A 14,275-nucleotide genomic window follows, 5' to 3' on the forward strand; every position below is an offset into this window, starting at 1 on the left:
GAATACCCGCGAGAGCCTTGCTCCGAAAGGGTTTCCGGCCGGTACTCAGTTACCCGGCTCGTGCTCCTGCACCGCTTCCTTCAGGCATTCGATGAACGCGCGGCACGCGGCGCTCTGCTCCTTGTTCGAGCGCACCGAGAAGCCGACCGTGCCGAACGCGCCCGTTTCGGGCAGGTCGAGCATGCGCAGCAGCCCGGCCTGCGCGAACTGCCGTGCGGCGACGCGCGGCATCAGCGCGATGCGCGGCGTGTCGAGCAGCAACCCGATGTTGGTGAGCAGCGACAGCGATTCGACGATGTCGGTCGGCAACGGCAATCCGGCCGCGCGGAACAGGTGCTCGGCCGCGAGCCGCGACGGCGAATCGGGCGTCGGCAGGATCCACGGCGCATCGACCAGCTCGCGCAGCGACGGTGCCGGGTCGGGCACCGGGCCGTAGCCGTTGCCGACCACCGCGCACATCGATTCGTCGAACAGCGCCTCGTGCGTAAGCGGGAACGCGCTCGCGATCGGCAGCTCGCGCTCGGGCAGACGGCCGACGACGATATCGAGATCGCCGGTGGCCAGCGCCGGGAACAGGTGCGCGGTCGTGCCTTCGCGCACGGTGACGAGCACGTGCGGCGTGCGTGCTTTCAGCATCGCGATCGCGCGCGGCAGCAATCGTGCGGATGCCGAGATCAGCGTGCCGACGATCACATGCCCACTGGTGCCGAGCCGGAAATCGTTCAGCTCGTCGGTCATGTAGCGCAGCTCGGCCATCAGCGATTTCACGCGCCGCCCGAGCAACAGGCCGAGCTCGGTCGGCACCACGCCGCGGTTCGAGCGCGAGAACAGCGCGCCGTCGAAGCACGATTCGAGCTCGTGGATCACCTTCGTCACGGCCGGCTGCGTGAGCCGCATCTCGTTGGCTGCACGCACCACCGAACGCGTTTCCAGCACGCGCTCGAAAATCATCAACTGGTTCAGCTTGAGCCGGCGGATCAGGGAGATCTCGCTGAGCGGATTCGCGTCCATGTCTGCTTCGTCGTCGAAAGGGGGATGCCGGACCTTAGCAACTTTACGGTTGGCGCGCATCGGGAGATGCACGGCCCGTACGGCACCCGCCCCTGCGTTCGCCTTTGTATCAGTAGACGCCCATCATCGCGGACAGCTCCGCCACATACTCGCCATAACGCGGATCGCGCTTGATCTCGTCGGGCTGGCGCGGCCGCGGCAGGTCGATCCTCACGTCGTGCAGCACGCGCCCCGGGCGCGCCGACATCACGAGCACGCGATCCGACAGGAACACGGCCTCGTGAATGCTGTGCGTGACGAGCAGCACCGTCAGCGTGCTCTGCTGCCAGATGCGCAGCAGCTCGACGTTGAGCCGGTCGCGCGTCAGTGCGTCGAGCGCGCCGAACGGCTCGTCCATCAGCATCACGCGCGGCGCCAGCAGCAGGATCTGGCCGATCGCCGCGCGCTGCCGCATCCCGCCCGACAGCTCGTGCGGATAGCGGTCGACGAACTGCGTGAGGCCGAGCGTGTCGAGCAGCGCGGGCAGCCGTGCGTCGACATGCGCGCGCGGCAGGTTGCGCAGTTTCGCGCCGAGCCGGATGTTCGCGCCGACGGTCAGCCACGGCAGCATGTTGCTGGTCTGGAACACGACGCCGATGTCCGGATGGGGGCCGGCCACCGGCGTGCCGCCGACGCGGATCGACCCCGCATCGCACGGCACGAGCCCCGCGACCATCCGCAGCAGCGTGCTCTTGCCGCAGCCGCTCGGCCCGAGGATCGACACGAATTCGCGTGGTTGCACGCGCATCGACACCTGGTCGAGCGCGTTGAACGCCTCGGCGCCGCCGCGCGCGGCGAAGCGCTTGCCGGCCTGCTCGACGGCGATCAGCGCGTCCGCGCGGGCGCCATCCGCGCGGGCACCATCCTGCGCGGGCGCCGAGGTCGCGCCTTCGGAAACGGAAGCGCGCCGCACCGGGCGCGCGAGATTGACGATCGTCATCAGGCCGTGACTCCTCTCCACCAGACTGCACGCGAAACCAGCTCGACCGCGCCGTAGAACAGCATCGCGAGCGCGGTCACCATCAGGATCGCCGCGAAGCACAGCGGCGTTTGCGCATTCGACGTCGCGAACACGATCAGGTGCCCGAGCCCCGCTTCCGCGCCGATGAACTCGCCGACGATCGCACCGATCACCGCGAGCGGCATCGCGATCTTCAGGCCGTCCATCAGTGCCGGCAGCGCGGCAGGCAGGCGCAGGTGCCAGAACGTGTGTGCGGCCGATGCGCCGAGCGCACGGAAGTGCTCGTCGAGATGGCGCGGCACACCAGCAAGGCCGCCCATCGTCGCGACCACGATCGGGAAGAACGCGAACAGCACGGCCGCCGCGAGCTTCGACGCGAAGCCGTAGCCGAACCAGACGATCAGCAACGGCGCGAGCGCGATCTTCGGCATGCTCTGCAGCGCGGTCACGAACGGCAGCAGCGTGCGCCGCACGAGATTCGACGCGCTCGCGAGCAGCCCGATCGCGAGGCCACCGGCCACCGCCAGCGCGAAGCCCGCGAACACTTCCCAGGCGGTCGTCAGCGTGTCGGCCAGCAGTTGCGCGCGCATCTCCCAGCCGGCCGCGAGCACCGACGACAGCGACGGCAGCACGTACTCGCGCGCGCCGGTCCAGCGCACGCCGACCTCCCATGCGACGCCGACGATCGCCCAGAACGCGACCGTCTCGATCAGCCGCTTCATGCCGGGTCTCCTTTTGGCGCTTCTCGCCGCGCACCCGCACCCGCATCGTCGTCCGAAGCAGCAGCCGGCGCGTTGCCGCGCGATTTCTCCGCGACGAGATGCGGCGGCGGCGGCACGACGAAGCGCGCGAAGCGGTACTGGTCGAACGATTCGACCGTGCGCTCCCACACCTGCGGCTCGCGCGGATCGCGTTCGCCGATCTGCTCCATCGCGCAGTACACCTCGACGTTGTTGCCGTCCGGGTCCTTGAACACCAGGAAGAAATTGTCGCCGGGCCCGTGCCGCCCGATCCCGCGCACGATCTCGACGCCATGCGACTGCAACACCTTCACCGAGCGCTCCATCTCCTCGACGCTGTCGACCAGGTACGAGAAATGTTCGAGGCCCGGGCGCGAATAGCGCGGCAGGTCGTCGAAATCGGGCGAATCCTTCGGCAACTGCGCGAGCGCGAGATCGTGGTGATCGGTGCCCGCGCGCAGGAACACCATCTGGTCGCCGATCCAGTCGGACACCTTCAGGCCCATCACTTCCGTATAGAACTTCGCAGACCGATGGATATCCCGCACCATCAGCACCATGTGTCCGAGCCGCCTGGGACGCAAGCTGTTCATTACCGTTCTCCTGTGTGCCCGCGCGCCGCGCAGGCCGGGTTGGACCGCCGGCGGCGGCGCGCTGCCGCCGCCGCGATCCCGATCGGGTTAGTCGACGAAGCGATTGGTGTAGAGGCTGTCGGCCTTGACCTTCGAACCGAGCGCGAACGCGCGCGACACGAAGCCGAGCGTCGCGTCGATGCGTTCGGGCCGCAGCCAGCCGAGCCGGTGGCCGGCCGCATCGTCGGTAATCAGCGCATTGGTCTCGTCGATCTGCTCGCGCAGGATCGCGCGGTCGAGCAGCGGATTGCGCGCGACGATCGCGTCGACCGCGTCCTGCGGCCGGTCGCGCATCAGCGCATAGCCGCGATACGTCGCGTCGACGAAGCGCTTGACGACGTCCGGATGCTGCGCGACGGTCGCATCGGTCGTCACGATCCCGCTGCCGGTCATGTCGAGCCCGAGATCGCGATACGTGACCTTGCCGAGCTTCTGCCCCGCGCGCCGCGCGAACGCGGCCTGCACGGGCAGGCTCGCGCCTTCCCAGCATTCGGACAGGTCGATGCGTTTCTGCAGCAGCGCGGTGTTGATCACGGCCGGATCGAGCCGCACGAGGCGGATCGCGCCGGGCGCCATGCCGTTCTGCTTCAGCCACGCGGGCACGATGTTCTGCACCGCCGACGCATTGCCGCCGCCGAGCGACAGCCCCGCGAGATCCTTCAGCGACGCCGGCCGGAAGCCGGGCCGCTCCAGATAGCACATCGCGCCCGGCCAGCGCGTGTTGATCGCGCCGACCAGCACCGTGTGGCCGCCGTGCGCGCGATTCAGGATCACGCTCACCGGATCGCCGTAGCCGAACTCGAACAGCCCTTCGTCGACTTCGTTGACGGTCCGCTGGCCGCCGTAGCCGCGCTGGACCGTCACGTCGAGGCCGGCGTCCTTGTAGAAGCCCTTCGCCTGCGCGACCAGGATCCCGCCGGTGCTGCCCTGCGGCAGCCACGCGAGATTGACCCGTACCGCGTCGGCCGCGTGGGCGGCCGACGCCGCGGCGCACAGGCTTGCGGCCAGCACCGCGCCGCGCGCCAGCGCCTGGATACGCTCAAACATGTCCTCCTCCTGTCTTTGTCGAGTTCGGGTTCGGGTTCGGGTTCGCCTTCGGGCCGGCGCGGCGCGCGCCGCTTACCCGCGCACCAGCGGGTTTTCGATCGAGCCGATGCCGTCGATCGACGCGACCATCACGTCGCCCGGCTGCAGATAGATGCCGCGCCCCATGCCGACGCCCGTCGGCGTGCCGGTGGCGATCAGGTCGCCGGGCTGCAGCGTCAGGATCGACGACAGGTAATGAATCTGCTCCGCAATACTGAAGATCATCTCGCCGGTATTGCCGTCCTGCATCATTTCGCCGTTCACGGCGAGCCGCATCCGCAGGTTCTGCGGTTCGGCGATGCACGCGCGCGGCACGAGCCAGGGCCCGAGCGGACCGAAGGTATCGAAACTCTTGCCGCGAAACCAGTCGTGCTTGAACGGATAGTCGGTGCGGCGATTCAGGTCGCGCGCGCTCACGTCGTTCAGGATCGTGTAGCCGGCCACGTAGTCGAACGCGTCGGCCACCGCGATATGGCGGCCCGGCTTGCCGATCACGACGGCCAGCTCGACCTCCCAGTCCACGCGCTCGGCATGCGGCGGCATCACGACCTCGGCGAGCGTCGGCACCACGCTCGTCTCGGCCTTCATGAACATGTACGGCGTACTTTCCTCGCGCGGCGCAAGCTCGGTGCCCATCTCGCGCGCATGTTCGTAGTAATTCGACGCCGCCGCGAAAATCCGCCGCGGCGCATACGGCACGCGCAGCCGGTAGCCCGCGAGCGGCGCGGCGTCGAGCCGGCCGGCGGCGATCTCGCGCGCCGCCGCTTCGAGGCGCGCGACGGTCTGCGCGCCGCGCAGCGGCCAGTCCGCGACCAGCGTGTCGACGTCGAGCGGCGCATCGTCGCCGGTTGCGCGTTGCAGTACGGCCTGCGCGTCGTACAGCGCACCCTCCATCGCGAGCCCTGCCGCGACGCGGCCATTCAGTTCATACGTTGCGATACCGAACCAGATCACGGTTGTCCTCTTTTGTCGTCGTCAGGCGGGGACGAGTGACGCGTATACAATAAATCACTCGTGTATTCATTTGATATTTCTCGTATACTCCTATCGGGTCGGAAACGAATTCCGCGTACCCTGCGCGGCGGGTCCGGTCCGGCGCCGCGCCCCGCAAATTGAGCGGCCCCGGCGGCTGGCGCATAATGGGCCGGCCCTGCGGCCACGCCTTTTCGCGCGGTTCCCGGCCGGCAGGTACGGCCGCCGGCGCTGTCCACACCACACACGACACGATGACCACGCTCTCTTCCAAGATCTATCGCCTGCTGTTCGACGAGATCATCGACGGCACGCTCGAACCAGGGCAGAAGCTCGAGGAAATCGCGCTTGCCGAGCGGTTCAACGCGTCGCGCACGCCGATCCGCGAAGCGCTGCGCGAGCTGGCCGCGCGCGGGATGGTCGAGCTGACGCCGCGCAAGGGCGTGGTGGTCGCGCAATTCAGCCTCGACGAACTCGCCGACATGCTCGAAGCGATGTGCGAGCTCGAGGCGCTGTGCTGCCGGCTCAGCGCGCAGCGGATGAGCGTCGTCGAGAAGAAGCAGCTCGAAGAGCTGCAGGTCGAGATGAACGAAGCGATCGCGCGCGGCGACGAGGCCGAGTACTTCCAGCTCAACCGCGAATTCCACGAACTGATCTGCAAGGGCGCGCAAAGCAAGTCGCTCGCGTCGATCATCGCGGTGCAGCGGCAGCGCCTTGCGGGCTTTCGCGCGGCGCAGCCCGCGTCGCCGAAGCGTTTCGAGGCGGCCACCGACGAGCACCGCGAGATCGTCGACGCGATCCTCGCCGCCGAACCCGAGCGCGCGTACAACGCGATGCGCGACCACACCGCGCGGCTGTCGATCGTCGTGCTCGGCCGGCTCAAGCGCCAGCGCAACGAGCGCGAATCGATCTGACGGCACACCGGCGCGGCCGCGCGTCGCGTTGACCCGCGTCATGCACGTGCCTCGTCGATCGACGGCATCGTGAAACCGAGTGCGTCGAGCTGCGCGAGCAGCGCGCGCACGTCGGCCGGCGCATGCGGCGTAAGCGGTGCGCGCACGCGCGCCCAGTCGCCGTGCCGCGTGAAATGCGCGACCACGGCCTTCAACGCGGCAATCATCGACGGCGATTGCAGCGCGGTGCGCACGGTCGACACGCGCCCTTCCCACGTTGCGCGTTCGACGGCCGTCGGCGCTGCGAGCAGTTGCGCGATCGCGTGCGGCTGCAGGTTCGCGGTCGCCGAGATGCAGCCGGCCGCCCCCAGCGGCAGCGCCCGCCCGAGCAGCGCCTCCGACGCGGGAAACACCGCGAAGCCCGGAAAGCGTTCGAGCATCGTCACCGTATTCGCCCAGTCGCCCGAACTGTCCTTGATCCCGACCACCGTGCGCGGATACGCGGCGACCAGCCGCTCGATCAGCGTGTGCGTAATCGGCACGCCCGTCAGTTGCGGGATGTGATACAGCAGCACGCGCAGCCGGTCCGAGCCGACCGCGTCGATCACGCCCGCGTAATACGCGAACAAGCCGTCGTCGCTCACGCCCTGGTAGAAGAACGGCGGCAGCATCAGCACGCCCGCGCAGCCGGCCTCGACCGCGTGGCGCGTCAGCGCGATCGCGTCCGGCAGCGCGCATGCGCCGGTGCCGGGCAATACCTGCGCGGGATCGATGTCGGCGGCCGCGATCCGGTCGAGCAGCATGCAGCGCTCGGCAACGCTCAGCGAGTTCGCCTCGCTGTTGGTGCCGAACGGCGCGAGGCCCGCGCCCTGCCCGACGAGCCAGCGGCAAAACGCGACGAAGCGCGGCGCGTCGATCGACCCGTCGGCGCGAAACGGCGTGAGGACGGGCGCGAACACGCGCGGCGTGGCGAAGGCGGACATGCGGGAGTCTCCGGTTGGATGAGCCGGTCGGCGGGCGGTCATGCGCAGGCGCTGAAGAAATCCAGCATCGCGTCGCCCAGCAGCGTTTCGCCCGAATCGAAATGGGCGACCACCGACGTGTGGTTGTGGCGCGGCATCTGCATGAAGCGCGGCGCGCGCCCCGGGCGGCGTTCGCGCTGCCGCGCGCTCGCGACGCGCTCGAAGAACGCGGCGCCGTACGCGTCGAGATACGGGTTCTCGTATTCGGCGACCACGATCATCAGCGGCACGTCGACGCGCTCCGCGTACGCGAGCGGCGAGCGCGCGGCGTAGCGCGACGGGTCGTCGCCGAAATACGCGCGCACGCCGGCCGCGTTCGGGTTGTCGGGGAGTGTGTCGGCCGCGAGCCGCGCGCTGACCAGCACGGCGCCGGCCACGCGTTCGCCGCGCCGCGTGTCGAGCAGCGGATCGCCGAGATACGTGGCGACATGCGCGCCGCCCGCGGAATGCCCGACGATGAAGATCCGCCCCGGATGGCCGCCGTATGATGCGACCTGCGCACGCGTCCACTCGAGCGCCGCGGCAAGGTCCTGCGCGCCGGCCGGATACGGCGCATCGGGCGCCAGCCGGTATTCGACGTTGATCGCAACGTAACCGTGGCGCGCGAACCAGCGCGGCACGTTGTCGTAGATCAGCCCGTTGATGCTCTTGCGGCCGCGCACGAACGCGCCGCCATGCACGAACAGCACGACGTCGGCCGGCGCACCCTGGCGGGTCGCGTGCTGCACGAACACGTCGAGACGCTGGCGCGCGTCGGGCCCGTACGGAATGTCGCGCTCGATCTCGCAGCCGAGGTCCGTCGCCGCCCGCGCGGCGACGAGCGGCGTGTACGTATCGATCACCCAGTCGCGATGCGCGTCGATGTCCTGCCCCCAGTCGGCGCCGATCTCGGCGAAGCGCGCCCTCAGCGCTTCCGACAGATTCCCCAGCGGTTCCTGCCAAGCGTGCATCCCCTGCCTCCCTGCATGACGGCTAGCGGCCGGCGCGAGCCGGTGTTTCGCCGGTCGACCGGCGATGGGGACCATTCTGGTATATAAATCTCATTTTGTGTATACACAATCACTACGTAGTATACCCAATGAGATTCCAGGCATTTTTGCGCGACAGTCACGCCCACGCACTCATCCGTCGCACGCCGACACTCTTCAAGGACATCCATGGACAAGCTTCGCCACATCGCGCTTTCGGTCGACGATCCGGAGGCGGCCGCGCAATTTTTCGAGCGCGCGTTCGGCATGCGCCGCGCGGGCAACGCGATGCGCGGGATCTACATGACGGACGGCACGATCAACGTCGCGCTGCTGAACTTCAAGGACGAGACGGTGCCCGGCTACGCGGGCCTGAAAGACGTGCGCGGCGTGATCCATTTCGGGATGTGGGTGGACGATGTCGATGCGACCGCCGAGCGCGTCGTCGCGGCCGGCGGCACCTACCTGACCGGCCGGCACGAGCAGGACCCGAACGTGTTCTACGAAGTGAAGTACCGGATGCCCGACGGCACCGTGTTCGACATCACGTCGAACGGTTGGAAGGGCGCGGTGAAGGAAGTCGTGCCGGCCGGCGCGGCGGGCACGCAGCCGTGACCGCGCGGCCCGGGGTACTCGCGCTGGTGCCGTTGCCCGACACGACGCGCGATGCGCTGCGGCGCGACTACGTGCTGCACGATCACCCGGACGGGATGCCGGCCGATTTCGCGGAAGCCGGCACGATCCGCGCGGTCGTGACCAACGGCACCTGCGGGCTCGACGACGCACGCATGGCGCGCCTGCCCGCGCTCGAAATCGTCTGCGCATTCGGCGCCGGCTACGAGAACGTCGACGTCGCGGCCGCCGCGCGGCGCGGCATCGTCGTCGCGCACGCGCCGGGCACCAATGCGTCGACCGTCGCCGACCACGCGATCGGCATGCTGCTCGCGCTCGCGCGCGGCTATGCGCCGCTCACCGGCGCGGTACGGGCCGGCCGCTGGCATGCGTCGCGCGCCGCCCGGCCCACGCTGACCGGTGCCGCGCTCGGCGTGATCGGCATGGGCCGCATCGGCCGGCTGGTGGCCGCGCGCGCGCAGGGCTTCGACATGACGCTCGGCTATCACGCACGCGGCCCGCACGGCGACGCGCCCGGCCGCTACTACGCCGACCTCGTGCAGCTCGCGGCCGACAGCGACTTTCTCGTGATCGCGTGCCACGGCGGCCCGGCCACCCGGCATCTGGTCGACCGCGCGGTGCTGCGTGCGCTCGGGCCGCACGGCTACGTCGTCAACGTCGCGCGCGGGTCGGTGCTCGATACGGCCGCGCTGCGCGATGCGCTCGACGCGGGCGACATCGCGGGCGCCGGGCTCGACGTCATCGAACACGAGCCCGACGTGCCGGCCGCGCTGTTCGACCATCCGGACGTGCTCGTCACGCCGCACGTCGCGGGCCGCTCGCCCGCCGCCTGGCTCGCGCAGCGCGACGCGCTGCTCGCGAGCCTCGCACAGCACTTCTCGCGCCTGCCCGTCGAATTCGCGGTGCGCGCCGCGTAGGCACGAGCGGCGCGCACCCACGCCGATTCGTTCGCCGCGCCGCCGCGCGCCGCTTCGGAGCCCCACCATGAAGGTCCGATCGTTGTGCACCGCCGCGCTGTGCTGCGCGGCCGCCGGCCTGCTGGCCGGCCGTTCGTCCCACGCTCAAACGTCCGCGACGCTGTACGGCCTGATCGGGCTCGACGTCGCCAGCACGAAGCGCAGCGGCGGCCCGCCGGCCGCGATCGCGATGCAGAGCCCCGGGCTTACCGCGCCGTACTGGGGCCTGCGTATCGCCGAGGATCTCGGCGGCGGTTACCGCGCGCTCGCCGTGCTCGAAAGCTTCTTCCAGCCGGTCAACGGCGGCATCGGCCGCACGTCGGCCGACCCGTACTGGGGACGCAACGCGTATGCGGGCATCGAAGGCCCGTTCGGCACCGTGACGCTGGGGCGGCAAACCAACCTGCTGTATCTCGCCGAACAGGCCGTCAATCCGTTTCGCGCGTCGATCCTGTTCTCGCCGCTCGTGATGCAGACCTTCGTCGCGTCGTACGGCGGCGCGATCGCCGGCGACACGGTCTGGAACAACGCGATCCAGTACACGAGCCCGACCGTCGGCGGACTGACCGCGAGCGCCGTCTATGCGCCCGGCGGCCTCGCCGGCGCGAACGGCGCGGCCAACGCGGGCCTGTCGCTGCGCTACGCGAGCGGCCCGCTCACGGCGGTCGCGGCCGCGCAGCGCACGCGGATCGTCGCGGGTGCGGCCGCGCCGACCCAGCACGCGTATCTCGCCGGCTTTGCGTACGCGTTCCCGCGCATCACGCTGTACGGCGCGATCCAGGGCACGCGTACGACCGCGACCGACACCGGTTCGCACACGTTCGAAGCCGGCGTGTCGGTACCCGTCACGTCGCGGCTGTCCGCGCTCGGCGAATGGGCGTACACGCGCCGCACCGCGGCGCGCACGGCCGTGTCGCGCAACACGGGCGTCGCCGGGCTCGACTACTCGCTGTCGCGGCGCACCGACGTCTATGCGCTCGCCGGATACGACCGGCTCGGCGGCAGCGGCGTCGCGGCGACCTGGGCGCTCGGCATCCGGCACCTGTTCTGACGTCGTGCGCATCGCGTATCCGGGTCTACCCGCTATAACCAAACCGCTGTTTTGTATAAAAAAGAAGTGCTTCGAATTCATCAACGTCCGTGCGTATAATTTTTTCCAGTTCATGTATACACAAACGCGATTCATGAACCGGCACGGCCCGCGTCCCGCTCGCGTCATGCGAACCGGCCGCCGCCCGCGGGATCGCCTCGCACGATGCCCGTCCGGCGCAAGCCGCTTCGCCCCGGAAAACAACGACGACTATTTGGAGACCGAATGAAAAAGAAGCTGATCGCGTCCAGTGTCATGCTGCTCGCCTGCGCCGGTGCGCATGCGCAGTCGCGCATCTGGCTGTCGGGTTACATGGACCTGAACATCGAGCACCTGATTTCGTCGGGCCCGGGCGGCAACATCACGCGGATGTCGAGCGGCGGTCTGAACAATTCGCGCTTCAACCTGAGCGGCGTCGAGGAGCTCGGCGGCGGCAACAAGGCGGTCTTCACGATCGAGCCGATGTTTTCAGCGAACACCGGCGTGCAGTCGACGCAGTTCCGGCAATCGTTCGTCGGCCTCAAGGGCAACTGGGGCGAGCTGACGATGGGCCGCCAGTTCACGCCGTCGTACTGGCTGGCCGGCTATGCGGACCCGACGTGGGCAGCCGACTTCAGCATGGTCAACGACATGCAGTTCTTCTACGCGACCTATCGCGTCGACAACGCGCTGCAGTACAAGACCCCGACCTTTCACGGCTTCACCGGGCGCGTGATGATCACGACCGGGCTCGGCGACGGCACGCGCGCCGGGCGCTTCTTCAGCACCGGCATCGAATACCGCAACGGGCCGCTGTTCCTCGGTGCCGTGAGCGAGCTGCAGTACACGCGCGACATCTTCCGCTCGTCGCAGATCCATTCGTCGCGCGACAACTATTTCTCGGCCGTGTACCGCTTCGGCGGCTTCGAGCCGACCGTGATCTACCACACGTACAACGGCTATTACGCGTATCCCCCGTACGTCGCATTCAATTCGCAGGGCTGGGATGCGCAGATCGGCGCACGCTGGAACATCGACGGCATCAACCGCGTGTACCTGAGCGTCGTCCATCGCCACGACGACAACAACACGAGCATTTCGAGCGCGACCGGCGGCGTGATCGGCTACATCTACGGGCTGTCGAAGCGCACCGACCTGTACGTGACCGCCGCACACGTGAAGAGCCAGCATCGCGTGCCCGTCGCGTATCCGGTCACGTTCCAGGTGTATCCGGACGGCGGCCAGAACCCGTCCGGCTTCCAGATCGGGATCCGCCACGCATTCTGATGTTCCGAACCCGCGCGCCGCGACCGGCCAGCCGGGCGCTCGCGGCGCCACGACACAGTCATGACAAGGAGACGTTCATGCTTCGACCACGCAACAGTCGCACCCCGCAGGCCCGGATCGTCGGCCCGGCTGCCGCATCGATCCTGATCGCGGCGTCGGCGCTGGCCAGCGCCGCGCAACCGGCGGCGGAAGCGCCCGCCGCCGCCAGCACCAGCGTTGCCGCATCCGGCACGCCCGGCACGCCGAGCGTCGCCGATCCGTATCTCGCCGGCTGGCTGCGCCTCACGCCCGAGCGCCGGCCGGTGCCGCTGAAGCCCGGCGTCGACTACGGGATGGACCCGGCCACCGGTCAGTTCGTGTGGCCGAAGGCAGCGCCCGAAGTCCACCAGGGGCAGCGCTTCCCCGGCGAACTTTCGACGTGGGACAACAAGCGCTACGCGAAGAACGTGAAGGTGCTCGCGTTCTACCCGGGCGTCGATTCGCCCTTCCACGCGTGGAACAACATCGCCGACTTCGACGGCAAGCGCTACCTGTACATCCACGATCGCGACTACCTGCGCATCATGGACGTCACCGATCCCGCGCACGGCAAGGTCGTGTTCTCGAAGGGCGGCGTGTGGGGGCCGAAGGGCTCCAGCGAACACTTCGATCCGAACAACGTGCACGACTACCTCGGCGGCGCGACGATCGCGTGGAGCCGCAAGCTCGGCAAGCCGGTGCTCGTCGCATCGTTCGAGATCGGCCGCTACGGGCTGATGACCGAGAAGATCGACCAGCCCGACAAGGTTGCCGCGCAGCGCCGCTACAACTCGCTGAAGGGTTTCCGCGTGTACGAGATGGACGGTCCGCTGCCGAGCCAGTGGAAGCTGATCGCGACGCGCACGACCGACTACCGGCATCCCGATGCGCCGATCGGCCAGCAGCAGGGTTCCGGCTCGCTCGACGCGCCCGAGTACTACGGCGGCAAGTACATGATCGTATCGGCCGCGCCGGACGACAGCTACGCGCTGACCGAGTATCCGAACTACCTGTACTCGCCGGGTTACCAGGTATGGGATATGTCGGATCCGGCGAACCCCGTGTTCATGTCGCAAATCGCGGTGCCCGGCCAGATCCTCGGCAACGAGGAACACGAACAGGCGTACCTGATGAATCCGCGCGCCGGCAACCGCACGTCGTGGATGGGCTCGCGCAACCCGATCTTCCTGCCGAAGCCGCTGGAGAACGGCGGCAAGATCGGCTTCGGCGCGATGGGTGGCCTCGGCTTCTATTCGTTCGACCTGAGCGACCCCGCGAAGCCGAAGATCCTCGGCAACGTGAACACGCCGCCGAGCTTCGCGGGCACCGAGTTCGACAACGCGGACGTGAGCCAGTACGCGCGCACCGGCTACGTGCTCACGAACGGCTACCCGATGAACCGCGACTGCTACGAGCCGTACAAGGACATCTTCGTCGTCGACGCGCGCGACCCGAGCCACCTGAAAGTCGCGGCCAAGCTGCCGGTTCCGGAAGTGCCGGCCGGCGCGCCGTTCACGAGCTTCTGCCAGCGCGGCGGCAACTTCGGGCCGAAGCGCGCGAACGCGATCGGCCAGCCGGGCACGTGGCGCCAGGGCATCGTCCCGTATTCGTTCTACAACGCGGGCGTGCAGATCTACGACGTGAAAAATCCGGCGAAGCCGACGATCGCCGGCTACTTCGTGCCGGCGCTCGCCGACGAGAAGGAACTGCCGTCCTATACGCTCGGCAAGGGCGTGTTCGCGATCTACACCGAGTACGACCGCAACATCATCTGGGCCTTCACCGAGAACGGCGCGTATGCGTTGTCGACGCCGCTGCTCGGCGAGCCCGTGCTCGGCAAGCCGTCGAAGCCCTGGCCGCCGCGTTGAGTCGCACGGGGCCGGACGGGCCACCGTCCGGCCCGGTTCGCGCGCCATGCCGCGTGTTGTCGCGGCCCCGGCGCGCGCCGTTCGCATCGATGCCTGCCGGTCGGCCGGCAGGTTCACGTT

14 protein-coding genes are annotated in these 14,275 nt (G+C 68.8%); 6 read left to right on the forward strand and 8 right to left on the reverse strand.

Annotated features, from left to right (window positions below; genetic code table 11):
• Positions 1-45: 45 nt before the first annotated feature.
• The 6 genes from BCEP18194_RS05485 to BCEP18194_RS05510 form a co-directional block, all read right to left on the reverse strand.
• Positions 46-1,011 carry a LysR substrate-binding domain-containing protein gene (locus BCEP18194_RS05485; protein WP_041492518.1) on the reverse strand — a complete coding sequence of 322 codons (966 nt, stop codon included), beginning with the start codon at positions 1,009-1,011 and terminating at the stop codon, positions 46-48.
• 109 nt (positions 1,012-1,120) lie between these two features.
• A complete protein-coding gene (locus BCEP18194_RS05490; RefSeq protein WP_011350335.1) occupies positions 1,121-1,990 on the reverse strand; it encodes an ABC transporter ATP-binding protein in 870 nt (289 codons plus the stop codon).
• Positions 1,990-2,733, reverse strand: coding sequence for an ABC transporter permease (locus BCEP18194_RS05495; RefSeq protein ID WP_011350336.1), 744 nt, complete (start codon positions 2,731-2,733; stop codon positions 1,990-1,992). The genes BCEP18194_RS05490 and BCEP18194_RS05495 overlap by 1 nt, the downstream gene beginning before the upstream one ends.
• Positions 2,730-3,344, reverse strand: a complete 615-nt coding sequence (locus tag BCEP18194_RS05500) for a VOC family protein (RefSeq protein ID WP_011350337.1) — start codon at positions 3,342-3,344, stop codon at positions 2,730-2,732. Before BCEP18194_RS05500 ends, BCEP18194_RS05495 begins: the two co-directional genes overlap by 4 nt.
• An 87-nt stretch (positions 3,345-3,431) precedes the next feature.
• On the reverse strand, positions 3,432-4,430 hold the full coding sequence (locus BCEP18194_RS05505; RefSeq protein ID WP_011350338.1) for an ABC transporter substrate-binding protein: 999 nt from the start codon (positions 4,428-4,430) through the stop codon (positions 3,432-3,434).
• Positions 4,431-4,502: 72 nt separating this feature from the next.
• On the reverse strand, positions 4,503-5,423 hold the full coding sequence (locus BCEP18194_RS05510; protein ID WP_011350339.1) for a fumarylacetoacetate hydrolase family protein: 921 nt from the start codon (positions 5,421-5,423) through the stop codon (positions 4,503-4,505).
• 272 nt (positions 5,424-5,695) lie between these two features.
• Between BCEP18194_RS05510 and BCEP18194_RS05515 the strand changes: the two genes are divergently transcribed.
• A complete protein-coding gene (locus BCEP18194_RS05515) occupies positions 5,696-6,355 on the forward strand; it encodes a GntR family transcriptional regulator (RefSeq protein WP_041492519.1) in 660 nt (219 codons plus the stop codon).
• A gap of 38 nt (positions 6,356-6,393) precedes the next feature.
• Here the strand turns inward: BCEP18194_RS05515 and BCEP18194_RS05520 are convergent, their stop codons facing one another.
• Positions 6,394-7,317: a dihydrodipicolinate synthase family protein gene (locus BCEP18194_RS05520; RefSeq protein ID WP_011350341.1), complete on the reverse strand. Its 924-nt coding sequence runs from the start codon at positions 7,315-7,317 to the stop codon at positions 6,394-6,396.
• Positions 7,318-7,355: 38 nt separating this feature from the next.
• On the reverse strand, positions 7,356-8,306 hold the full coding sequence (locus BCEP18194_RS05525) for an alpha/beta hydrolase (protein WP_011350342.1): 951 nt from the start codon (positions 8,304-8,306) through the stop codon (positions 7,356-7,358).
• A gap of 207 nt (positions 8,307-8,513) precedes the next feature.
• Between BCEP18194_RS05525 and BCEP18194_RS05530 the strand changes: the two genes are divergently transcribed.
• The 5 genes from BCEP18194_RS05530 to BCEP18194_RS05550 all read left to right on the forward strand — a co-directional run bounded on the left by BCEP18194_RS05530 (position 8,514) and on the right by BCEP18194_RS05550 (position 14,155).
• A complete protein-coding gene (locus BCEP18194_RS05530) occupies positions 8,514-8,939 on the forward strand; it encodes a VOC family protein (RefSeq protein ID WP_011350343.1) in 426 nt (141 codons plus the stop codon).
• Positions 8,936-9,874 (forward strand): 2-hydroxyacid dehydrogenase, encoded by a 939-nt coding sequence (locus BCEP18194_RS05535; protein ID WP_011350344.1) that lies wholly within the window; start codon positions 8,936-8,938, stop codon positions 9,872-9,874. The genes BCEP18194_RS05530 and BCEP18194_RS05535 overlap by 4 nt, the downstream gene beginning before the upstream one ends.
• A gap of 67 nt (positions 9,875-9,941) precedes the next feature.
• Positions 9,942-10,964 carry a porin gene (locus BCEP18194_RS05540; RefSeq protein ID WP_011350345.1) on the forward strand — a complete coding sequence of 341 codons (1,023 nt, stop codon included), beginning with the start codon at positions 9,942-9,944 and terminating at the stop codon, positions 10,962-10,964.
• 264 nt (positions 10,965-11,228) lie between these two features.
• Positions 11,229-12,269 carry a porin gene (locus BCEP18194_RS05545; RefSeq protein WP_041492520.1) on the forward strand — a complete coding sequence of 347 codons (1,041 nt, stop codon included), beginning with the start codon at positions 11,229-11,231 and terminating at the stop codon, positions 12,267-12,269.
• A 77-nt stretch (positions 12,270-12,346) separates the two neighbouring features.
• Positions 12,347-14,155, forward strand: a complete 1,809-nt coding sequence (locus BCEP18194_RS05550; RefSeq protein ID WP_011350347.1) for a hypothetical protein — start codon at positions 12,347-12,349, stop codon at positions 14,153-14,155.
• Positions 14,156-14,275: the final 120 nt, after the last annotated feature.

Source organism: Burkholderia lata, from assembly GCF_000012945.1.
Lineage (GTDB): Bacteria > Pseudomonadota > Gammaproteobacteria > Burkholderiales > Burkholderiaceae > Burkholderia > Burkholderia lata.